The organism is Rhodoferax ferrireducens, from assembly GCF_031458075.1.
In the GTDB taxonomy this organism is placed as follows: domain Bacteria; phylum Pseudomonadota; class Gammaproteobacteria; order Burkholderiales; family Burkholderiaceae_C; genus Rhodoferax_B; species Rhodoferax_B ferrireducens_A.
This window is the reverse complement of sequence record NZ_JAVDXT010000001.1, coordinates 1,882,427-1,904,291: the sequence shown is the minus strand read 5'-3', so window position 1 is coordinate 1,904,291 and position 21,865 is coordinate 1,882,427. Positions and strand designations below refer to the sequence as shown.

At 64.3% G+C, this 21,865-nt stretch carries 23 protein-coding genes; 3 read left to right on the top strand and 20 right to left on the bottom strand.

Going from position 1 to position 21,865, the window contains the following annotated elements; genetic code table 11:
* Positions 1-13 precede the first annotated feature (13 nt).
* Genes J2X19_RS08790 through mltG form a run of 3 tightly spaced genes read right to left on the bottom strand, consistent with a single transcriptional unit; the run spans position 14 to position 2,657 of the window.
* Positions 14-1,027: a DNA polymerase III subunit delta' gene (locus tag J2X19_RS08790; protein ID WP_310372495.1), complete on the bottom strand. Its 1,014-nt coding sequence runs from the start codon at positions 1,025-1,027 to the stop codon at positions 14-16.
* Positions 1,024-1,677: a dTMP kinase gene (gene tmk / locus J2X19_RS08785; protein WP_310372494.1), complete on the bottom strand. Its 654-nt coding sequence runs from the start codon at positions 1,675-1,677 to the stop codon at positions 1,024-1,026. Before tmk ends, J2X19_RS08790 begins: the two co-directional genes overlap by 4 nt.
* Positions 1,674-2,657: an endolytic transglycosylase MltG gene (mltG, locus tag J2X19_RS08780; RefSeq protein WP_310372492.1), complete on the bottom strand. Its 984-nt coding sequence runs from the start codon at positions 2,655-2,657 to the stop codon at positions 1,674-1,676. Before mltG ends, tmk begins: the two co-directional genes overlap by 4 nt.
* 46 nt (positions 2,658-2,703) lie before the next feature.
* Between mltG and ygfZ the strand changes: the two genes are divergently transcribed.
* On the top strand, positions 2,704-3,609 hold the full coding sequence (gene ygfZ / locus J2X19_RS08775; protein WP_310372490.1) for a CAF17-like 4Fe-4S cluster assembly/insertion protein YgfZ: 906 nt from the start codon (positions 2,704-2,706) through the stop codon (positions 3,607-3,609).
* Here the strand turns inward: ygfZ and J2X19_RS08770 are convergent.
* The 9 genes from J2X19_RS08770 to pgm form a co-directional block, all read right to left on the bottom strand.
* Positions 3,595-4,035, bottom strand: a complete 441-nt coding sequence (locus J2X19_RS08770) for a GNAT family N-acetyltransferase (protein WP_310372487.1) — start codon at positions 4,033-4,035, stop codon at positions 3,595-3,597. The two genes, ygfZ and J2X19_RS08770, sit on opposite strands and share 15 nt — an antisense overlap.
* Entirely contained in the window at positions 4,032-4,961 is a 930-nt protein-coding gene (locus tag J2X19_RS08765) for an alpha/beta hydrolase (protein WP_310372485.1), read from the bottom strand. The genes J2X19_RS08770 and J2X19_RS08765 overlap by 4 nt, the downstream gene beginning before the upstream one ends.
* A gap of 77 nt (positions 4,962-5,038) precedes the next feature.
* Positions 5,039-5,863, bottom strand: a complete 825-nt coding sequence (locus J2X19_RS08760; RefSeq protein WP_116607883.1) for an HDOD domain-containing protein — start codon at positions 5,861-5,863, stop codon at positions 5,039-5,041.
* Positions 5,864-6,053: 190 nt separating this feature from the next.
* A complete protein-coding gene (locus J2X19_RS08755) occupies positions 6,054-8,411 on the bottom strand; it encodes a Tex family protein (RefSeq protein ID WP_310372483.1) in 2,358 nt (785 codons plus the stop codon).
* Positions 8,412-8,516: 105 nt separating this feature from the next.
* Positions 8,517-9,296 carry an ABC transporter ATP-binding protein gene (locus tag J2X19_RS08750; RefSeq protein ID WP_310372481.1) on the bottom strand — a complete coding sequence of 260 codons (780 nt, stop codon included), beginning with the start codon at positions 9,294-9,296 and terminating at the stop codon, positions 8,517-8,519.
* A complete protein-coding gene (gene modA, locus J2X19_RS08745) occupies positions 9,293-10,027 on the bottom strand; it encodes a molybdate ABC transporter substrate-binding protein (protein ID WP_310372479.1) in 735 nt (244 codons plus the stop codon). The genes J2X19_RS08750 and modA overlap by 4 nt, the downstream gene beginning before the upstream one ends.
* A 23-nt stretch (positions 10,028-10,050) precedes the next feature.
* Positions 10,051-10,725, bottom strand: coding sequence for a molybdate ABC transporter permease subunit (gene modB / locus J2X19_RS08740; RefSeq protein ID WP_310372477.1), 675 nt, complete (start codon positions 10,723-10,725; stop codon positions 10,051-10,053).
* Between the two features lie 40 nt (positions 10,726-10,765).
* A complete protein-coding gene (locus J2X19_RS08735; protein WP_310372475.1) occupies positions 10,766-11,113 on the bottom strand; it encodes a winged helix-turn-helix domain-containing protein in 348 nt (115 codons plus the stop codon).
* Positions 11,114-11,123: 10 nt separating this feature from the next.
* Complete coding sequence (gene pgm / locus J2X19_RS08730) at positions 11,124-12,770, bottom strand: phosphoglucomutase (alpha-D-glucose-1,6-bisphosphate-dependent) (RefSeq protein ID WP_310372473.1); 1,647 nt, start codon at positions 12,768-12,770, stop codon at positions 11,124-11,126.
* Between the two features lie 198 nt (positions 12,771-12,968).
* On the opposite strand from pgm, the gene J2X19_RS08725 reads away from it, so the two are divergent.
* On the top strand, positions 12,969-13,706 hold the full coding sequence (locus J2X19_RS08725) for a DUF1223 domain-containing protein (RefSeq protein WP_310372471.1): 738 nt from the start codon (positions 12,969-12,971) through the stop codon (positions 13,704-13,706).
* Here J2X19_RS08725 and J2X19_RS08720 read toward each other — a convergent pair.
* Together J2X19_RS08720 and J2X19_RS08715 are read right to left on the bottom strand one after the other, a co-directional pair.
* Positions 13,703-13,927 carry a helix-turn-helix domain-containing protein gene (locus tag J2X19_RS08720; RefSeq protein ID WP_116607891.1) on the bottom strand — a complete coding sequence of 75 codons (225 nt, stop codon included), beginning with the start codon at positions 13,925-13,927 and terminating at the stop codon, positions 13,703-13,705. The two genes, J2X19_RS08725 and J2X19_RS08720, sit on opposite strands and share 4 nt — an antisense overlap.
* A gap of 9 nt (positions 13,928-13,936) precedes the next feature.
* A complete protein-coding gene (locus J2X19_RS08715) occupies positions 13,937-14,431 on the bottom strand; it encodes a hypothetical protein (protein ID WP_310372468.1) in 495 nt (164 codons plus the stop codon).
* Between the two features lie 110 nt (positions 14,432-14,541).
* On the opposite strand from J2X19_RS08715, the gene J2X19_RS08710 reads away from it, so the two are divergent.
* Positions 14,542-14,745 (top strand): hypothetical protein, encoded by a 204-nt coding sequence (locus J2X19_RS08710; protein ID WP_310372466.1) that lies wholly within the window; start codon positions 14,542-14,544, stop codon positions 14,743-14,745.
* 8 nt (positions 14,746-14,753) lie between these two features.
* Here the strand turns inward: J2X19_RS08710 and J2X19_RS08705 are convergent, their stop codons facing one another.
* From J2X19_RS08705 to J2X19_RS08680, 6 genes are all read right to left on the bottom strand, one after another.
* The gene (locus tag J2X19_RS08705; RefSeq protein ID WP_310372665.1) at positions 14,754-15,665 is read right to left on the bottom strand and encodes an SDR family oxidoreductase; all 912 of its coding nucleotides are present in this window, start codon (positions 15,663-15,665) and stop codon (positions 14,754-14,756) included.
* A 20-nt stretch (positions 15,666-15,685) separates the two neighbouring features.
* Positions 15,686-16,615, bottom strand: a complete 930-nt coding sequence (locus J2X19_RS08700) for a glutathione S-transferase family protein (protein WP_310372464.1) — start codon at positions 16,613-16,615, stop codon at positions 15,686-15,688.
* A 30-nt stretch (positions 16,616-16,645) separates the two neighbouring features.
* Complete coding sequence (locus J2X19_RS08695; RefSeq protein WP_116607896.1) at positions 16,646-16,852, bottom strand: hypothetical protein; 207 nt, start codon at positions 16,850-16,852, stop codon at positions 16,646-16,648.
* A 114-nt stretch (positions 16,853-16,966) separates the two neighbouring features.
* Positions 16,967-18,142 (bottom strand): acetyl-CoA C-acyltransferase, encoded by a 1,176-nt coding sequence (locus J2X19_RS08690; protein WP_310372462.1) that lies wholly within the window; start codon positions 18,140-18,142, stop codon positions 16,967-16,969.
* 12 nt (positions 18,143-18,154) lie between these two features.
* A complete protein-coding gene (locus tag J2X19_RS08685; RefSeq protein ID WP_310372460.1) occupies positions 18,155-20,254 on the bottom strand; it encodes a 3-hydroxyacyl-CoA dehydrogenase NAD-binding domain-containing protein in 2,100 nt (699 codons plus the stop codon).
* A 279-nt stretch (positions 20,255-20,533) separates the two neighbouring features.
* Positions 20,534-21,799, bottom strand: a complete 1,266-nt coding sequence (locus tag J2X19_RS08680) for a hypothetical protein (protein ID WP_310372458.1) — start codon at positions 21,797-21,799, stop codon at positions 20,534-20,536.
* Between the last annotated feature and the right edge of the window lie 66 nt (positions 21,800-21,865).

Below are 21,865 nucleotides of genomic sequence, written 5' to 3'. Positions count from 1 at the left end.
CACCATGAAAGCGTTAAAGACGCGAGTTTAGGGCGTTTTGTGCGCGGCCCACCAGCGATTCCAGCAGCAAACCTGCATTAAATGGGTGTTCTACGACGCGCGCGGTGGCATTCAGGTCCTTCGCCCACTGGCTCAGCGCCGCCAGCGAGGGGGCGGCGGGCAGGTCGGCGGCAGCATAGAAGCGCGGCGTGGCGCCCACCCGCACCAACTGCAGGTCGTGGCAAAGCTTTTGCAGCGCGTCGACCACCTGGGCCGGGCCCCAGTCGGCAAACACATTCAATGCGCCCTGCACCACCGCGCGCGGCACGGCCGACCAGCTTTGCGCCGTCCGCCCGGCCCGAGCCCATTGCAATGCATTTTCAGGACGGCTGCCGGCCGCGGCCAGCAACACCTGCGCATCGGCTGGCGCCACGCCTTCGGCCGCCAGCCAGGCGGTGGATTCGACTGCATCCGGCCAGACCATGTTGTGGCCCATGCAGCGGCTGCGGATGGTGGGCAGCAACTGGTGGGCAGCGCCGGTGGCCAGCACAAACTTCACGTCGCCCGGCGGCTCCTCCAGCGTCTTCAGCAGCGCATTGGCGGTGATGTGGTTCATGCGCTCGGCCGGATAGACCAGCACGGCCTTGCCGCGGCCGCGGGCGCTGGTGCGCTGCGAGAACTCCACCGCGTCACGCATCGCCTCAACGCGGATTTCCTTGCTGGCCTTGCGCTTCTTGTCGTCGATGTCGGACTGGGCTTTCTCGCCCAAGGGCCAGCCCTGCTCGATCATCATGGCCTCGGGCATCAGCAGGCACAGGTCGGCATGGGCATGCACATCGATCGCATGGCAGCTGCCGCATTGGCCGCAAGCGCCCTGCTCTGTCGGCGCATCGCACAGCCAGGCGCGTACCAGCTCCAGCGCCAGACCATACTGGCCCAGACCGCTAGGCCCTTGCAGCAGCCAGGCATGGCCGCGCTGGGCCAGCAGGGTGCTGCGTTGCCGCTGTACCCATGGGGGCAAAACACCGGTGGTTAAGGCTTCGCTCATGCCTGCTCCAGCCAGTGGCGTTGCACCATGGCGGTAGCAATCTGCTGCCATACCGCGTCGCGGTCAACCGCGGCGTCGATGCGCGCAAACCGCTGGGGTGCCTGGGCCGCGCGCTTGGCGTAGCCTTCGGCCACGCGGCGGAAGAATTCGGCCGGCTGCGACTCGAAACGGTCGGGCACACGCGCGCTGGCCAGCCGCTCGGCGGCCACTTCGGGTGCCAGATCAAACCACAGGGTCGCATCCGGATTTCGAATGAAATCGGCCCCCAGCGCAGGTACGGATTGCACCCACAGCTCTAGATTTGATAGCACACCCCAGTCGAAACCACGGCCGCCGCCCTGGTAGGCGAAGGTGGCATCGGTGAAGCGGTCGCAGATCAGCACCTCGCCGCGCGCCAGGGCCGGCTCGATCACCTGCTGCAAATGGTCGCGCCGGGCGGCGAACACCAGCAGGGCTTCGGTCAACGGGTCCATGGCGTCGTTCAACACCAGGGCGCGCAGCTTCTCGGCCAGCGGCGTGCCACCGGGTTCGCGGGTCAGTGTGACCGCCCTGCCCTGGGCCCGAAACGCGGTCGCCAGTGCCTCGATGTGGCTGGATTTGCCCGCGCCGTCTATGCCTTCAAAGCTGATAAAAATGCCGGGCTGCTTCATTGCTTGCGTTGGTATTTGTTCACCGCCCGATTGTGCTCTTCGAGGCTGCTGCTGAATTGGCTGCTGCCGTCGCCGCGCGCCACGAAGTACAGGGCCGAGGTCGGCGCCGGCTGCACCGCGGCCAGCAGCGACTGGGTGCCGGGCATGGCGATGGGCGTGGGCGGCAAGCCGGTGCGCAGATAGGTGTTGTAGGGTGTATCGGCCTGCAGGTCGCGCTTGCGCAGATTGCCGTCGAAGCCGGCGCCCAGGCCGTAGATCACGGTCGGGTCGGTCTGCAATGGCATGCCGACGCGTAGCCGGTTGTTGAACACGCCGGCCACCATCGCGCGGTCGCTGGCCTGGCCGGTTTCTTTTTCCACGATGCTGGCCAGGGTCAGGGCCTGCTCGGGAGTTTGCGCCTGGCTGCCGGGCTGGCGCAGCGCCCAGGCGGCGGCCAGCTTTTTGTCCATGGCGTGCATGGCCCGGGTCAGCACGGCGAAATCGCTACTGCCCTTGGAATAGGTATAGGTGTCGGGAAAGAAGCGGCCCTCGGGGTGCACACCGGGTCGGCCCAGTGCGGCCATCACCGAGCTGTCGCTGAGTGCCGAGCTGTCAGGCTTGAGCTGCTCGGCCTTGGCCAGGGCGGCACGCACCTGGCGGAAGGTCCAGCCCTCGACCAGCGTTACAGCACGCAGCGCTTCGTCGCCACGCACCAGCTTGCGCAGCAGGCTGATGGGCGTGGTGCCGCTGCTGATTTCATAGCTGCCGGCCTTGATCTGGCGGGCGTCGCCCGAGACCCGGAACCAGGCGTACAACAGAACCGACGGGGTTTGCACACCGGCATCCGCCACCGCCTGGGCCACGCCGCGGGCGCTGGTGCCGGGCTCAATCGACAGGTCCAGGGATGGCGCAGCCAGCGCCAGCGGCTGGTGTAACCACCACCAGGCCGCACCGCCGCAGAGGCCGGCCAGCACAAGCAAACTTAGAAACAGACGACGCACAACCTTACAGCCTCTACGAAAAATGATGGGGCATGATAATTCAGCAATGACTTATTCCCTGAACGGCTCTGCCCCCCTCACCGCCCTGGGCGTGATCCGCGCCGAAGGCGCCGACGCGGCCAAGTTTTTACACGGCCAGTTGACGCAGGACTTTGCGCTGCTCGGCCAGGACCAAGCCCGCTTGGCGGCGTTCTGCAATGCCAAAGGCCGCATGCAGGCCAGCTTTATCGGCTTCAAACGCAGCCCCACCGAGATCCTGCTGATTTGCCACCGCGATCTGCTGGCGCCGACCTTGAAGCGGCTCAGCATGTTTGTGATGCGCGCCCAGGCCAAGCTCAGCGACGCGACGGCCGACTTTGCCCTGTACGGCCAGGTCGGCGAGGCTGCCGGCACGCCGCAGCCGGCCTGGAGCATCGCCACGGCCGGCGACGCGACGACGATTTCGCTCTACCCGGCGGACGGCCAAGCCCGTGCCCTGCGGGTCGCGCCCGTGGCGTTACCTGCGCCCGCCGGCCCGGCGCTGAGCGAGGAACTGTGGCTGTGGAGCGAGGTGCGCAGCGGCATCGCCACCGTGTCGCAGCCTATCTTCGAAGCCCTGGTGCCGCAGATGCTGAACTACGAATCGGTCGGCGGGGTGAACTTCAAGAAGGGCTGCTACCCCGGCCAGGAGATCGTGGCACGCAGCCAGTTCCGCGGCACCTTGAAGCGGCGCGCGGCCATCGTGCATGCCGACGCGGCCCTGATGGCCGGGCAAGAGGTGTTCCACAGCGGCGACGCCGAGCAGCCCTGCGGCGTGGTGGTGCAGGCCGCCGCGGCCCCCGAAGGCGGCTGGGACGCCATCGTGTCGCTGCAGATTGCTGCCATGCAGGACGGCACGCTGACCGTAGGCAGCGCAGCCGGCCATGCGTTGACCCTGCTGCCCCTGCCCTACGAGCTGCTAGCGGATATCTAAAAACATCTCGATGTGCGGAATGCCGACCTCGGCATAGACCGCACCGCGCGGGGTAAAGCCCAGCCGCTCATAAAAACCCTGGGCACTGGTCTGGGCGTGCAGGCAAACTTCAACGTCGCCGCGCTCCCGGGCCGCCTGCACCAGGGCTTCCAGCACCCGCTGGCCCAGGTGGCTGCCGCGCAACGTCTTCAATACCGCCATCCGGCCTATGCGCGCCACGCCGGGCGACTGCGGCAGCAAGCGCCCGGTCGCCACCGGCTCGCCTTGCGCGTCGTAGACCACGGCGTGCACCGCGTCCTGGTCGGCCACGTCCCATTCCATCTCGGCGGGAATGCCCTGCTCTTGCACGAAAACGGCATTGCGCACCTGGGATGCGGCGCTGCCCAGCGCGCTCCAGGGGCCGACTGACAATGTGGTGGTGCTCATAGATCGAATGCTTGGCGTAAGGCCTGGGCCGCGGCCTGGTGGGCTTGGCGGGCTTCGGGGATGGCGCGGCCCATCTTGATGAACTCGTGGGTCACGCCGCGGTAGATGTCCAGGTCGACGGCCACGCCGGCCAGGCGCAGCTTGTCGGCATACATGAGGCCTTCGTCGACCAGCGGATCGCATTCGGCCAGGCCGAACCAGGCCGGGGCCACGCCGTCCACATCGGGCGCGTTCAGCGGCGCAAAGCGCCAGTCCTCGTACTCGGCCGGATGCCGCAGGTACTGGCCGAAAAAGAAGTCGATGTGCTCGCGCTCCAGCACCAGGCCGCTGGCGAAACGGCTGTGCGACGGCGTATCCGCATGGGCTGCGCAGCCCGGGTAGAACAGCAGCTGCAGCGCCAGCGGGATGCCGGCATCGCGGGCCAGAATGGCGCAGACTGCGGCCAAGGTGCCACCTGCACTGTCGCCTCCCACCGCCAGCGGGCCGGCAGCGGGCTGGGCGGCCAGCCAGGCCAGTGCGTCCCAGGCGTCGTGTACCGCGGTCGGAAACTTGTACTCGGGCGCCAGCCGGTAGTCCAGCGAGACCACGGCGCAGCCGCTGAGGCGGCTCAGCTCGCGGCACAGCACGTCGTGGGTGGCCACACTGCCCACGGTGAAGCCGCCGCCGTGCAGGTACAGCAGGGTCGGCAGGGCGTCAAACGACGGGGCGTAGCGCCGCGCATGCAGCGCGGTACCGTCGCGGGTGGGAATCTCAAAGTCTTCCACCCGCGCCAAGGCGGCCTTGGGCACTTCCAGCACGCCGGCGCCCTGCTCGTAGGCATCGCGGGCCTGCTGGGGTGTCAGCAAATGCATGGGCGTGCGCTGGGCCCGCGCCATGCGCTGCAGCACCGAGCGCATCTGCGGGGTTAATGGCGCATCAGATGGCATAGCAAATTTCTTAAGGATTTCGGGGCTCTGGCGCAGCTAGTATCTGCGCAGGCAGCTATTGAATAAATAGCAAAAGCTTAAATGAACGCACCCAGCTCGGTCTTGGCCGACCAGTCTATCGGGTCTTGCTGCAGCACCATGTCGATGTCCAGGCCCAGGGCCAGGCCGACCTCGCCGGGGTAGCTTACCGCCAGGCCGTTCTCGTCCATATCGATTTCATTGGCCCGGGCCCGCCAGGTGGCCAGGTGCACCAGGCCGGCCAGCGGCTCGTACACCTCGTCATGGAACGGGTTGATCTGCGACTGCAGCGCGTCGACGATGCGGTCGGGGAACTGCCATTTGCGCGCAAACCCGGCGCCTACCTCGGCATAGCAAAAGCCCAGGCGCTTGTGTTCGATGCGGGCACGGCGCAGGTCCAGCGGCAGCAGCTGCTGGTTCAGGGCCAGCATGTCTTTCGGCATGCCGATGTGCATCACCAGCTCGCCCACGCAATGCACCAGGCCGGCGGTAAACGCGGTGGCCGGGTTTTGCCGCACCATGCCGGCCAGCGCGCGCGTGAGCTTGGCCACATTCAGGCTGTAGCGCCAGAACTGCTGCAGATTGATGCCGGGCACCGATTTGAAGCTCAGGCCCAGCGCCGCCGCCTGTGCCAGGCTGCGCAGATGGTCCAGGCCCAGAATCGCCAGCGCCTCGGGAATGCTGCTGACCTTGCGCGACAGCTGGAACATGGCGGAATTCGCCAGGGTCAGCAATCGCGTCGTCAGCACCGGGTCGGTGCCGATCAGCTGGCCCAGCTTGCGCAGATCGGGTTCGGGCCGCGCCAGCTCGCTCAGCAACAGAGCTACCGACTTCGGGATGCTGGGCAAGGCCGCTTCCGAGGCTAGCAGTTCTTTTAACTCCATGGGGGCAGGTTCCTGGCGTGGGGATGGGGAATGGTAAGGCAGAAAACCGCCCTACTCCAGCTTCCAGTTCGGGCCAGGACCCTCTCCTTCCAGAAACAGCGCAGAACCGGCTTTGCCGGGCTGCTGCTGTTGCCCCCTGCAAGGGGGTTGGCGGAAAGTGCATAGCACTGTAGCCTGGGGGTGTGTACTGTTACCGACCGCCCTGCAGTTTGGCAAAAGCCGAGGCCATGGCCGACTGCGGCGCAGGGCTGTTGTCCCGACGCGGCTGCTGCTGGCCGCGGGCTGCGCCCTCGAAGCGGTTGTCGCGCGGGCCATCGCGGCGTGCGGGGGCCGCGTCCAGCTTCATGCTCAAGGCAATCCGCTTGCGCGCCACATCCACCTCCACCACCCGCACCTTGACGATGTCGCCGGTCTTGACCACCTCGCGCGCATCGTTGGTGAACTTGTGGCTCAGTTGGCTGACATGCACCAGGCCGTCCTGGTGCACGCCCAGGTCGACAAACGCGCCGAAAGCTGCCACGTTGCTGACCGTGCCTTCCAAGACCATGCCTTCGACCAGGTCCTTGATGTCTTCCACGCCGTCGTTGAAGCGCGCCACCTTGAAGTCCGGGCGCGGGTCGCGGCCCGGTTTCTCCAGCTCACCCAGAATATCCTTGACGGTGATGACGCCAAATTTCTCATTGGCAAACAGCTCGGGCCGCAGGGTCTTCAGCATCTCGGCGCGGCCCATCAGCTCGGTCACCGGCTTCTTGGTCACTTCAATGATTTGCTCGACCAGCGGATAGGTTTCGGGGTGCACGCCGGTCATGTCCAGCGGGTTGTCGCCGCCACGGATGCGCAAAAAGCCCGCGCTCTGCTCGAAGGTCTTGGCGCCCAGGCCGCTGACATCCATCAACTGTTTGCGGTTCTTGAACGCACCGTTGGCCTCGCGCCAGCGCACCACGGCCTTGGCCACGGTCGCCGACAGGCCGGAGACCCGGCTCAGCAGCGGCACGCTGGCGGTATTCAGGTCCACGCCCACCGAGTTCACGCAGTCTTCGACCACGGCTTCCAGGCTGCGCGCCAGGTCGTTCTGGCTCACGTCGTGCTGGTACTGGCCCACGCCTATGGACTTGGGGTCGATCTTCACCAGCTCGGCCAGCGGGTCTTGCAGGCGCCGGGCAATGCTGGCGGCACCGCGCAGGCTCACGTCCACATCGGGCATTTCCTGCGAAGCAAATTCGCTGGCGGAATACACGGACGCGCCGGCCTCGCTGACCACCACACGCTGCATCGCGGTCTTGGGCGGGCTGTTCGGATCAACGTGCTTCTCCAGCAGCTTCATCAGGTCGGCGGCCAGCTTGTCGGTTTCGCGGCTGGCCGTGCCGTTGCCGATGGCGATCAGGTTCACGCCGTGCTTGATGCACAGCTTGCCCAGGGTGTGCAGCGAGCCTTCCCAGTCCTTGCGCGGCTCGTGCGGGAAGACGGTGGCGGTTTCCACCAGCTTGCCGGTGGTGTCGACCACGGCCACCTTCACGCCAGTGCGGATGCCGGGGTCGAGGCCCAGCACCACGCGCGGGCCTGCGGGCGCGGCCAGCAGCAGGTCACGCAGGTTGTCGGCAAACACCTTGATAGCCACCTTTTCGGCGTCTTCGCGCAGCTTGGCGAACAGATCGCGTTCGGTGGACAGGCTGAGCTTGACCCGCCAGGTCCAGGCCACGCATTTGCGGATCAGATCATCGGCGGGGCGGCCCTGGTGGCTCCAGCCCAGGTGGATGGCGATGCGGCCCTCGGCCAGCGAAGGCTTACCGGGTTCGGGTTCGACCGGCAGCACCAGCTTGGCGTCCAGGTATTCAAGGCCACGGCCGCGGAACACGGCCAATGCGCGGTGCGATGGCACGCGGCCGATCGGCTCGTCGTAGTCGAAGTAGTCGCGGAACTTGGCGATGTCGGGGTTGTTTTCGTCCTTGCCAGTGGCCAGCTTGCTACGCAGCAGACCTTCATTCCACAGCCAGCCGCGCAGGTTCTGGATCAGGGCAGCGTCTTCGGCCCAGCGCTCGCTGAGGATGTCGCGCACACCGTCGAGCACGGCCTGCACGGTGGTGAAATCGTCGCCGTTTTCACCCTTCTCGGCTTTCACAAAGGCCTGGGCTTCATCGGCCGGCAGCAGCGCGGGGTTGGCAAACAGCTTGTCGGCCAGCGGCTCGATACCGTTTTCACGGGCGATCTGGCCCTTGGTGCGGCGCTTGGTTTTGAACGGCAGGTACAGGTCTTCGAGTTCCTGCTTGGTGGCGGCGGAGAAGATCGCCACGCGCAAGGCGTCGGTCATCTTGCCCTGTTCTTCTATGCTTTTCACGATGGCCTCGCGGCGGTCTTCGAGTTCGCGCAGGTAGCCGAGGCGGGTTTCCAGCTCGCGCAGCTGGATGTCGTCCAGGCCGCCGGTGACTTCCTTGCGGTAGCGGGCGATAAAGGGCACGGTGGCGCCACCGTCCAGCAGCTCGACGGCGGAGCGGATTTGTTCTTCTCGGACTTGGATCTCGGTGGCCAGCTGGCGGATGATTTTCTGCATGAACGGGAACTAATAAGGCAAGGGGCGTGAGTTTGCCACAGCCACCCTAGCCCATATTTTGTATATAAAAAGCGACTCTAGCGCAGAAGACACCTGCGCTAACAGCTATTTATTCAATAGCAAACTGCGTACCTTGTGTTGCAAAGCCGTTGGCTCTGCGGGGCCTGTTCCGCCCAAGTCTTGCCGCGCCAGGCTGCGGCAGCTGGCGTCCATCAGACCGATCTGCTGCACCACCTGCCCTTGGTCGAAGACAAAGGCCACGTCGGCCAGCGCCAGCACGTCTTCCACGTCGTGGGTGATCATCAGCGCTGGAATGCCCCACTGCCGGCGCGCTTGGGCCAATTCTTCGCGCAGACTCAGGCGCAGGCTGGGGTGCAGCGCGGCAAACGGCTCGTCCAGCAGCAGCACCTGCGGCGCGCAGGCCAGGGCCCGCGCCAGGGCCACGCGCTGCTGCTGGCCACCGGACAGGCTGCTGGGCCGGCTGTCGGCCATGGCGTTCAGGCCAAAGCTGTCCAGCAGGCTCTGCACCTGGGCTTGCTCGTCTGGGCTGAGGCGGCGTTTGCGCCAGGAGGTCAGGCCGAAGCCTATGTTCTGGCGTACCGACAGGTGCGGAAACAGCGCGTAGTTCTGCGGCAGGTAGCCGACGCGGCGTTGCGGCGTGGGCACATCGATGCCGGCCGCGGAATCGAACAAGGTGCGGCCATCAATCCGGATATGGCCACGCGTGGGCCGCAGCAGGCCGGCAATCGCCTGCAAGCTCAGGGTTTTACCCGCACCCGACGGGCCGTACAGCGCGGCAAACGGCACATCGCTGGCAAAGCGCACCGCCAGGTCGAAGCGCCGGCGGCCGTCGGCCACCGAGAGTTGGATGTCTACATCGATCACGGTTTACCGAAGCCGTATTTGGTCAAGACTTGCTGGGCCGCATCGGTGAACAAGAAGGCGATGAAGCTCTGCGCCACGGCCTTCTGCTTGCTGTCGCTGACCACGGCAATCGGGTACGACACCGGCGCGTGGTTGGCCGGCGTCAGCACGATCTTCAGCTTGTCGCCCAGCAGCGTGGCATCGGTGCGGTAGACGAAGCCGGCTTCCACCTCGCCGCGACTCACGTAGTCCAGCACCTGGCGCACGTTGTCGGCCTGCACGAACTTGGGCTCCAGCACGGTCCAGAGCTTTGCGCCTTCCAGCACCTGCTGGGTGTAGCGGCCAGCAGGCACGGTGGCGGGCTTGCCGATGGCGATTCTACGCACGGCAGGCTTGGCCAGGTCTTGCAGGCTTTGGATGCCCGTGCCTTCTTTGGATGGCTCAACCAGCACCAGGCTGTTCGTGACAAAGTTCTCGCGGCTATCGGTGTCTATCAGCTTCTGCGCCGCGCCGCGGTCCATGGTGTCCTGGTCGGCGCTGACGAACACGTCGACCGGCGCGCCCTGGCTGATCTGCTGCAGCAGCACGCCAGAGGCAGCGAAGTTGAAGCGCACGGTGGCGCCGGGCTGGCTGGCTTCGAACTTGGGGCCGAGCTCCTTGAACGCATCGGTCAGGCTGGCGGCGGTGGAGACGGTGATCTGCTGGGCCCCCACAGCAAACGGCAGGAGCAAGATCAGGCTGAAAAGACGCATCACGGGTTTCCTTAACGTGAAAGTTAACGCAAAGAGAAAAAACGGTTCGACAACACCAGCACCGCAATCGACAGCGCCGAGGTGATCAGCACCAGCAGCAGCGCCAGATCGTCCTGCCCGGCCTGCACCGCGTCGTAGATCGCCATCGACAGGGTCTGGGTTTGCTGCGGGATCGAGCCGGCCACCATCAGCGAGGCGCCGAACTCGCCCATGGCACGGGCAAAGGCCAGCAAGGTACCGGCCAGGATGCCCGGCCAGGCCAGCGGCAGGGTCACGCGCCAGAACACCGACCAGGCCGACTGGCGCAGCGTGCTGGCCGCGGCCTCCAGCGTGCGGTCCACCCCGGCAAACGCGGCGCTGGCCGACTTCAGCACCAACGGCAGCGCCACGATGCTGGACGCCACGACAGCGCCATGCCAGCTGAAGATGATGGTGTAGTCCAGGTGCTCGCGTAGCCAGCTGCCCAGCGGACTGCGCCGGCCGGCGGCGACCAGGATCGCATAGCCGATGACGGTGGGCGGCAGCACCAGCGGCAGCATGCAGGCAGCCTCCAGCAGCGTGCTGCCGGGGAACTTCTTGCGCGCAAAAATCCAGCCCAGTGCCACGCCCAGAATGGTGGCCAGCAGCGTCGCCACCGCCGCCACTTTGAGCGACAGGATGAGCGGAAACCAGTCCATGGAGGCGAGCAATGCAGGCATGGCTCGCATTGTATCCAGCCAGATATAGCGATAGGGAGCGCTAAGGCGCGAGCAGTTCCTGGAGTGCGGCAATGTCCGCGGCGGCGGCGGTCCGTGCGGCCTGCTCTACCGCACGGTAATGCTGGACCAGCTTTTCGCCCAGCGGCGACAGCGCTGTACCGCCACCCTGCACGCCGCCGGCGGCCGTGCTGACGGCGGGCGATGCCAGGGCGCGGTTCATTTCATCGACCAGCACCCAGGCGCGCCGGTACGACATGCCCAGCTGCCGGGCGGCGGCCGAGATGCTGCCGGTATCGGCAATCGCCTCCAGCAAGGCGACCTTGCCCGGGCCTATGGCAATGCTGTCGTCGCGGTAAATGCGCAGGCGGAACTGGGCTTTGGATGCCATGCGCGCGGCGTCAGCCCTTGGCCAGCGCCAGGTCTACGATCTTCTGGGCTTCCTTGATGATGTGGCGCAGGTGCACCTCGCCCTGGAAGCTTTCGGCGTAGATCTTGTAGATGTTCTCGGTGCCCGAGGGGCGCGCGGCGAACCAGCCGCTTTCGGTCATCACCTTCAGGCCGCCCAGGCTGGCGCCATTGCCCGGCGCATTGGTCAGCACCTTGGTGATGGACTCGCCGGCCAGCTCGGAGCTGGTGATCTGCTCGGGTGTCAGCTTGCCCAGCTTCTTCTTTTGCTCGGGCGTAGCCGGTGCGTCGATACGGTCGTAGGCGGGTGCGCCAAAGGCTGCGGTGAGCTTCTGGTAGGCCTCGCCGGGGTCAAGGTCGGTGCGGGCGATGATCTCGGCCGACAGCAGGGCCGGCACGATGCCGTCCTTGTCGGTGGTCCAGACGCCGCCATCGCGCCGCAGGAAGGACGCGCCCGCGCTCTCCTCGCCGCCAAAGCCCAGCGATCCATCGTTCAGGCCGCTGGCAAACCATTTGAAGCCCACCGGTACCTCGTACAGCTTGCGGCCCAGCCGCGCGGTCACGCGGTCGATCATGCCGCTGCTGACCAGGGTCTTGCCGACACCGGCCTGCGGGCTCCAGCCCGGGCGGTTCTGGAACAGGTAGTCGATGCACACCGCCAGGTAGTGGTTGGGTGGCAGCAGGCCTACGCTCTTGGTCACGATGCCGTGGCGGTCGTGGTCGGTATCGCAGGCGAAGGCGATGTCGTACTTGTCCTTCAGCGTGATCAGCGAGGCCATGGCGCTCTTGCTCGACGGGTCCATGCGGATGCGGCCGTCCCAGTCCACCGTCATGAAGCGGAAGCTGGCGTCGACCTGGTCGCTCACCACGTCCAGCCGCAGCTTGTACTTCTCGGCGATGCGCGCCCAGTAGTGCACGCCGGCGCCACCCAGCGGGTCCACGCCCATGCGCACACCGGCAATGCGGATAGCTTCCATGTCGATCACGTTGGCCAGGTCGTCCACATAGTGCGTGAGGTAGTCGTGGCGGTGCGTGGTGTTGGCCCGCAGCGCCTGCGCATACGGCATGCGCTTCACATCCTTGAGGCCGTTTTCCAGGTGCACATTGGCGGCTTTTTCGATCCAGCCGGTGATGTCGCTGTCGGCCGGGCCGCCGTTGGTGGGGTTGTATTTGTAGCCACCGTCTTCGGGTGGGTTGTGCGATGGCGTCATCAAAATGCCGTCGGCCAGGCCCGAGGTACGGCCCTTGTTGTAGACCAGGATGGCGTGGGACACCGCAGGCGTGGGCGTGTACTCATCGTTCAGCGACAGCATGACGTGCACGCCGTTGGCGGCCAGCACCTCCAGCGCGGTGGCCGCCGCGGGTTCCGACAGCGCATGCGTGTCAATACCCAGGAACAGCGGGCCGTTGATGCCGCTCTTTTCACGGTACTGGCAGATGGCTTGGGTGACGGCCAGCACATGCTGCTCGTTGAAGCTGCTGCTGAACGCGCTGCCCCGGTGGCCCGAGGTACCAAACGCCACGCGTTGGCTGGCCTCGGCGGGGTCGGGGCGCAGGCTGTAATAGGCGGTCACCAGCCGAGGCAGGTTGACCAGAAGTGATAGCGGCGCGGTGTGACCGGCCAAAGGACTGAGGCGCATGGATAAGACCTTTTCTTGTTAAGAGGTTTAGTCGCTTAGGACCATCAGGTACACATTATTGAACCACACAGACCATGGCAAAACGAAGCGGTTTGCCCGCGCACAGGGCGCATCAATGCGGCTTTTTTGCATCAGTTTGTAAGGTACGGGCCGCGTGCGCGACCAAGGCGTATTTGGGTGTATAGATGTGGAGCTTGTATGCTGAATACTATTAAATTTATAGCTGCTTGCGCATTATGCATAAGCGCCGGTGCCGTTTTTTCTTCAGAAAATGCCTGCACGCTGCAATCCGGCAAGAACCTGCTGCCGGTGCTGGAGCTCTACACCTCCGAAGGCTGCAGCTCCTGCCCGCCGGCCGACCAGTGGCTAAGCCAGCTCAAAGGCCAGCCGGCCGTGGTGCAGGCCTTCCACGTAGGCTACTGGGACCAACTGGGCTGGGTCGACCGCTTTGCCACGCCCGCCCACACCGCGCGCCAGCGGCAGATCGCCGCCTGGAACCAGCAGGGTTCGATCTACACACCGCAAGCGGTGCTGAATGGCAAGGACTGGCGAAATTGGGGTGGCAAGCTGTACGGCAAGCCGGCCGAGCCCGGGCTGGCCAAGATCAACCTGCGCCAGCTGGCGCCCGACCAGTTCGAAGCCCTGGTGGCGCCGCTGGCCGGCGCGCCCAGCCGCTGGTCGGCCTACTGGACGGTGACCGAGCACGGCCACAGCTCCAAGGTCCAGGCCGGTGAAAACGCCGGTGAATTCTTAACGCACGACTTCGTGGTGCGCCAGTACGTGGTGGCAGGTGTCTACCCCAGCGACAGCACGGCAGCGCAGAAGCTGGTATTCCGCAGCATTGCCGGCACGCCCGGGCATGCGCGGCAGCTGAATCTGGTGGTGTTCGATCCGCAGACCGGCAAGACGCTGCAGGCGATTACAGCGCCCTGCTAGGCAACAGGTTCGGAACTATCGGGCTTGGACACCAGCAAGTCGCCAGGCTGGCACTGCAGGTACTCGCAGATCCGCTGCAAGGTGTCGAAGCGCACCCCTTTGACCTTGCCCTGCTTGAGCAGCGACAGATTGGCCTCGGTAATGCCCACGTACTCGGCCAGGTCCTTGGACTTGACGTTGCGCTCGGCCAGCATGACGTTCAAACGAACGGTGATGGGCACAGGTCCGTCCTAAACGATTTGCGCATGCTCGTCGGCCAGCGCGGCCGCCTGCGCCATCACATGCGCAATCTGCCAGACGATGCCGGCAAACAGCAAGAGCAGCAGGTGGTCCGAGCTGAACTCCAGCACCAGCGCACGGCTGGCTGTCGGCGCGCTCATGGCGAGCAGCAGGCTGCGCAGCGTGGGCAGCACCAGCCCGGCCACCGCCGCCAGCATCACTCCGGCGGCAAAGCCGCGCAGATGGTGCGCCGTGGACTGGCTAAAGGTTTCGCCGCGCACAAAGCCCTGAAAACACCGGCGCGCGTGCAGCAGGCCATAGGCCAGCCCGCATACCGGCAGCATGCCGACCACGGTGAACAGCCAGCCCGGCGATCCGGCCAGTGCCGCCCACAGGCCGTACAGCGTGGCCAGTGGCAATACCAGGGCCAGCGCCAGGCAGCTGTAGGCCAGAGTCTGGCTCAGACGGGTCCCGCCGTGCGCGGGCAAGCTGGGAGTGGAGTCCATGCGAAGCCTCTTGTCAAAAACGCCATACTGCCATATATTTCTGTAAAACAATAATTTATTGTTTCAATTTATTCATTATCGCTGGCTCTGCGCTGGCCGCAGGTGACTCCATGCCGAATTACGCCGCCATTGCCTTGCTGGCTGTTTGCCTGTCGGGCTGCGCCGATATGCCTTGGGAACGCAGCCTGTACGAGGGGGTGCGCAGCTCGGCTGACCAATGCCGCGCGTCGGCCCGGCCGAGTAATGCGCCCTGCCCCACAGTGCCCGACTACAGCCGCTACGAGAAGGAGCGCAGCCGCGCCAAGGGTGGTTGAAAAAGCGATTAAGCCTTGGGCTCGCCGCGTAAGGCCCGCCTCAAGTCCTCGCCCAGCGACGGCTTCTGCGCAAACGGGCTGCTCGGGTTGCGCGCCTGCAGCAGGTCGTCCATGCGGGTCTGCACCGCCGCCAGGGCCTGCGGGTGGCTGTAGATGTAGAACTGCCGGTCGCGCAGCGCATCGAAAACTTTTTGCGCCACCTCGGCCGCCGTGACCTTGCCCGCATCCACCGCGCTGTTCACCATGGCCTGGCTGATGCGCTGGCTGCGGGTGGCCGTGCCGGCCGCCAGCTCGGCCGGCCGGTTGCGCTGGCTCTGGTGGATGCCGGTAGGCACGAAATACGGGCACAGCACAGAGGCGCTGACCTGGTCGGTCACCAGCGCCAGGTCCTGGTACAGGGTTTCCGACAGCGCCACCACCGCGTGCTTGCTGACGTTGTAGACGCCCATGTTCGGCAGGTTCAGCAGCCCGGCCATGCTGGCGGTGTTGACGATGTGGCCGCGGTAGGCCGGGTCGTGCTGCGCGGCCTGCAACATCATCGGGGTGAAGACGCGCACCCCGTGCACCACGCCCATCAGGTTCACGCCCAGCACCCATTCCCAGTCGGCGGCAGAGTTTTCCCAGACCAGGCCGCCGGCCCCCACGCCGGCGTTGTTGAAGACGAAATGCGGTGCGCCAAAGCGCTCCAACGTGGCCTGGCCCAGCGCATCGACGGCGCTGGCTTTCGACACATCCAGCTGGAACGACAGCACCTCGGCGCCCAGCGCCTGCATTTCGGCGGTGGCGGCTTGCAGCGCATCGGGCTGCACATCGGCCAGCACCAGCTGCATGCCCAAACGGGCGGCGATGCGCGCGCATTCCAGGCCTAGGCCCGAGCCGGCGCCGGTCAGCACCGCGGTCTTGCCGCGCAGCGTGTCCATGGATTCCATCGCGTCCACGCCTAGGCGGCTTTGAGCACGTAGCCGATGCGCGGAAAGTGCACATGCACCGTGCCGGCCCGCGCGTCGACGCGGCGCAGGGTCAGGTGCATGCGGGTGGCGGCCACCAGCTCGCCCTCGCTGGTCTCCAGGCCAAAGCTTTCGGCATGCACGCTGACCCGGCTGCCCAGCGGAATGCCGTGGTCGTCCTGGAACACCTCGTCGGCCACCGGCAGCGGCGTGCTGCGGGCGGCGATGGCAATTGCGTCGGCAGAACTCAGCCTGCCGGCCTCGGGCTGCTGGAAGCCGGCCATGCGGTCCATCCAGGCCAGCACGCTGGGCGTGGCGTCCAGAATCCCGGCCAGGCTGGACACGTTGACCCGGGTGAACCACAGCGGCGCATAGGCGGCAAAGTCGGCCATGCAGGGCACGTTGCCGACCAGATACGGCTGGTCTTCCAGCATGGTGGCTAGGCGGCGCAGATACGAGCGGTAGGCCGTGGTCGCATCGCCCACGCGCAAGCGCGGCGCGCTGCCCACCATCTTGGCGCGGTCGTCGGCAAAGGCCTGGGCGAAGCCGGGCGGCGTAGTGCCGAACATCTGCTCGCGGCCTTTGGGCTGGAAGTTGTAGGCCATGGCGGTACTGAACAGCGTGGTATCGGCCCACTGGGCCAGCACCCGGGCCAGGCCCTTGTGGGTGGGCGGCGACAGCGAGGGGGCGGGCTGGCGGTGCTCCAGCACGTCGCAGATCAGCGCGGTGTCGCAGTAGATGTCGGCACCGATCTGCAGGATCGGGGTCTTGCGGTAGCCGCCGGTCAGCGCCTCCACGTCCGGCTTGGGCGCAATCGGCGGAATATTCACCGACTGCCAGGGCAATTGCTTGAAGCCCAGCACGCTGCGAATCTTCTGTGCGAACGGCGAAGTTTTGTAGTGGTGCAAGACCAGGTCAGCCATGGCAGTCTCCATCGTGGTGTATTCGTTGGCTTATTCGTTATTCGGCCGCACCCGGGAACGCACATACACCAGCACCGCGCCCAGCGCCGCCGCCACGCCGCCGCCGATCACCAGGCTCAGGCCCAGGTCGTCGTCGACGCGCCGGGTAAACAGGCCCAGCACCAGGCTCAGCAGCCCGCCGTAGAGCAGGATCCAGACAGCGTTTTCTAGCCGGGAGATGGTTTTGGGTGTCAACATGCGGCCACTGTAACCAATGCGCGGCCGGCTGTGAAATATTTACAAGAAATAGGCCGCTGGCGCAGGTACTACCAGCGCCAGCAGCTATCTATTTTGTAGTGTTTTGGCCTCGACCTACAAAACCTCAAACACCCCGGCCGCGCCCATGCCGCCGCCTATGCACATAGTCACGCACACGCGCTTGGCACCGCGGCGCTTGCCCTCGATCAGCGCGTGACCGGTCAGGCGCTGGCCGCTCACGCCATACGGGTGGCCGACGGCAATCGCGCCGCCGTTCACGTTCAGCCGGTCGGCTGGAATGCCTAGCTTGTCGCGGCAGTAGATCACCTGCACCGCGAAGGCTTCGTTCAGCTCCCACAGGTCGATGTCGTCCACCTTCAGGCCCAGGCGCTTCAGTACCTTGGGGATGGCGAACACCGGGCCTATGCCCATTTCGTCCGGCTCGCAGCCGGCCACCGCAAAACCGAGGAAGCGGCCCAGCGGCTGCAGGCCACGCTGACTCGCCAGGGTTTCGTTCATCACCACCACAGCGCCGCCGCCGTCAGAAAACTGGCTGGCGTTGCCGGCCGAAATCAGGCCACCGGGCAAGGCCGAGCGCAGGCCGGCAATGCCTTCCTTGGTCGTGCCGTCGCGTATGCCTTCGTCCTGGCTCACCGCCACTTCCTTGGTCATCAGGCCGCGCACCTTGTCGGCCACGCCCATGGTCACGGTGATGGGCGCGATCTCGGCGGTGAACAGGCCGGCAGCCAGGGCCGCCACGGCCTTTTGCTGGCTGGCTGCGCCGTATTCGTCCATCTGCTCGCGGCTGATGTTGTAGCGCTGCGCCACCTGCTCGGCGGTCTGCAGCATGTTCCAGTAGATCTCGGGCTTGTTTTTGACCAGCCAGGGGTCGTTGAGCATGTGGATGTTCATCTCTTGCTGTACGCAGGAAATGCTCTCCACGCCGCCAGCCACGTACACATCGCCTTCGTTGGCAATGATGCGCTGGGCCGCCATGGCAATGGTCTGCAGGCCGGACGAGCAGAAGCGGTTCACCGTGACGCCGGAGGTCGTCACCGGGCAGCCGGCGCGCAAGGCAATCTGGCGGGCGATGTTGGCGCCCGTCGCGCCTTCGGGCGTGGCGCAGCCGATGATCACGTCATCGACTTCGGCGGCTTCGATGCCGGCGCGCTGGATCGCGTGCTGCACCGCGTGGCCGCCCAGGGTGGCGCCATGGGTCATGTTGAAAGAGCCCTTCCAGCTTTTGGCCAGAGGGGTGCGGGCGGTGGAAACGATTACGGCGGCGGTCATGTTCTGTGTTCCTTAGTTGAAGGTTTTGCCTTCGGCGGCGAGCTTGGCCAGCAAGGGCGCGGGCGTCCAGAAAGCGGCATCGTCCAGCGGGTTCTGCGCAAAGCGCTGCATAGCCTGCACCACGTTGAACAGTCCCACCTGGTCGGCGTAATGCATGGGCCCGCCGCGGTAGATGGGGAAGCCGTAGCCCGTCAGGTACACCATGTCGATGTCGCTGGCCTTGGAGGCAATGCCCTCCTCCAGGATGTGCGCGGCCTCGTTCACCATGGCATACACCAGGCGCTGGACGATTTCTTCGTCGCTGATCTTGCGAGGCGTGATGCCCAATGACGCGCGGTGATCCACCACCATTTTTTCCACCAGCGCACTCGGCACCGCATCGCGCTTGCCGGCCTGGTAGTCGTACCAGCCGGCGCCGGTCTTCTGGCCAAAGCGGCCCAGTTCGCACAGCAGATCCGCCGTCTTGCTGTACTTCATACCGGGCATTTCCACATAGCGGCGCTTGCGAATCGCCCAGCCGATGTCGTTGCCGGCCAGGTCGCCCATGCGGAACGGGCCCATGGCGAAGCCAAACTTCTCCACCGCCTTGTCCACCTGGGCCGGGGTGCAGCCCTCGTCCAGCAGAAAGCCGGCTTGCCGGCCGTACTGCTCGATCATGCGGTTGCCGATGAAGCCGTCGCACACGCCGGACACCACCGAGGTCTTCTTGATCTTCTTGCCCAGCGCCATCACCGTGGCCAGCACGTCCTTGGCCGTGGCCTTGCCGCGCACCACTTCCAGCAGCTTCATCACATTGGCGGGGCTGAAGAAATGCGTGCCCACCACGTCTTGTGGGCGCTGCGTGAAGCTGGCGATCTGGTCCAGGTCCAGCGTCGATGTGTTCGACGCCAAGATGGCGCCGGGCTTCATCACGCGGTCGAGTTCCTGGAACACGGATTTTTTGACGCCCATGTCTTCGAACACGGCTTCGATCACCATGTCGGCATCCCCCAGGTCGTCGTAGCTCAGGGTGGTGCTGAGCAAGCCCATGCGCTGGTCCAGCTTGTCCTGCTTCAGCTTGCCCTTGGCCACCTGGGCTTCGTAGTTCTTGCGGATGGTGGCCAGGCCGCGCTCCAGCGCTTCGGGCTTGGCTTCCAGCAGCTTCACCGGAATACCGGCGTTCAGGAAGTTCATCGCAATCCCGCCGCCCATGGTGCCGGCGCCGATGATGGCGACGCTGTTGATAGCGCGTTGCGCAGTATCTGCGGGCACGTCAGGTATTTTGGAGGCTGCACGCTCGGCGGCGAAGATATGCCGCAAGGCCCGACTCTCGGGCGTCCACATCAGGTTCAAGAAGGTGCTGAGCTCGAAGGCCATGCCGGCGTCGAACTTCTGCTTGGTGGCGGCCTCGACCGCGTCCACGCACTTCAGCGGCGCCGGGTAGTTCTTCGCCATGCCCTTGACCATGTTGCGGGCGAACTGGAAATAAGCGTCGCCCTGCGGGTGCTTGCATTTGAGGTTGCGCACCAGCGGCAAGGGCCGGGCATCGGCGATGGAGCGGGCAAAAATCAGCGCTTCCTCCAGCAGCGATTCGGCGGATGCCGCCAGCTTGTCGAACAGCTTCTGGCCCGGCAGCGAGGCCAGTAATTCGCTCTTCACCGGCTCACCGCTGACGATCATGTTCAGCGCGGCCTCCACACCCAGCACGCGCGGCAGGCGCTGCGTGCCACCGGCGCCGGGGATCAGGCCCAGTTTGACCTCTGGCAAGGCGACGTTGCAGCCCGGCGCGGCGATGCGGTAATGGCAGCCCAAAGCCGTCTCCAGCCCACCGCCCATGCACACCGAATGGATGGCCGCGACGACCGGCTTGGCCGAATTTTCGATGGCGAGAATCATGCTCAGCAGATTCGGCTCGCGCATGGCTTCAGGGGTGTCGAATTCCTTGATGTCGGCCCCGCCGGAAAACGCCTTGCCGGCGCCGGTCAGCACGATGGCCTTGACGGCTGTATCGGCATTTGCCTGCGCCAGACCGTCCGTCACGGCGCGGCGGGTAGCCAGACCCAGGCCGTTGACCGGTGGGTTGTTCAGAGTGATTACGGCAATGTCGCCGTGAACTTGGTATTGCGCCGTCATAGAGTCACCTCTGGGTTTAAATAGAACGATCGTTCGATTTTTTATTCTAGAGGTTGCAGAGGATGCGGAGTGTGATGGTTTGTCCCAGTCGGGACAAACCATCACACTCAATGACGCGACGCGTCCGTCGGCATGCTATTGGTCAATATCACAGTTGCGCATTTCCGGGGTCATGCGACGTTCGCCAGTGATGAACTCTTCAGTTGGCTAAACTTCATTAGGTTCTCTTGGTATTCACCGGCAGGGGATGGGATGATGGTCTATAGAAACGGCTTCGCTCTAAGGAAACCACCACACCGCTGATGAGTCATATGCGGCTTGTTGGAACATTTTTACGAGTTCGCTAGGTAACATATTCATAAAGCCACACGCCCACATGCTGGAGTCGGGCGCATGGCTCGAAAGCCAAGTCCCCCCCGGATAGTTCAGCACCACATCGCCAAGGCCATTTTCTTGAGTGTAAAAATCACCAAGTATCTGCAAGCCAACGAATCCATTTTTTTTACGTGCCTGCTCTGCAAAACGCCTACGGTTGTCGTGTTTCGACATCGCGAGGTGTGCAACATCTACAAACCCCTTTTCATACTTCAACGCCAACGGGCCCGAGCCCAGAATTTGAATTGCAGCAATTCGATACCCCTCTGATGGCAGTTGCTTGAGCGCCTTGGAAGTTACGTCGCTGATTGCCTCATCAAGCTTCCACTCATGAATTGACCGCACAACCACAAAGCCAGCGTTCGGCACTGGACAAAAGGCATATCCCCTCAGCGCGGGGTGTCCAGATCCATAGGAATTGAATTTATAGTCATCCTGCGTAATACCTTCTGGCAGCGCTGACACCTCAAGCTTCCAATATTTGCAGGAGCTGATTGAAACAAGATCTTCGCAATTCATGAATATGGCCGCCAAGTTCGGAATGGCATCCTTTGGGACCGGCAGGGAACCGACATACTCTACGGTCAACAATTTTTCGAAACGTCCTGTTCCAATGCTGGCTAGATATTTCGTAGCCAAATGAACAACATCTACAGTAGCCTTTGCAGGCAGTCCTTGCCGCGAACCCACGAAAACGCATTTGCATTCGACATACAGTTTTTGATATCTGGAGCGCACCAAAAGGTCCGGTGCAGATACTTCACCGGCCTCAAGAAATTCAACATCATTACCCCACCGCAAATACGTATGAGCTTGAGCAAGTTCAAGAAACAGAGCGGGAAGCCCCATCTCGGAATCGACGCCATCATTTAACCTACCTCGAAGAACACTCCGGGAATAAAGGTCGGACCCAAGGTATGCGCGGACAAAGTAGTGCAGAAAGAAAAATGCCTGCTGCGTTCCAAACTGAAAAATTGGACGTTCATCCTTGTTGACAACGGCATGAAGACCAAATACCAGACTGTCCCGAATCACGCTCAGCAGATCAACCGCCACCCTCGCTTTTATTTCCCCAGCCCTTGCAGCCAATCGAGCCGCAATGCGATCGATGTCATTCCCAACAATTTGGCGAAAATTCTCCAGACTAAGTTCACGATCAGCTGGCGTCATTACGACGTGCTGATATCTCAAGTCAGGCGCATGTGTATTCATCCGTTGTATTCTGCATTGTTGAGC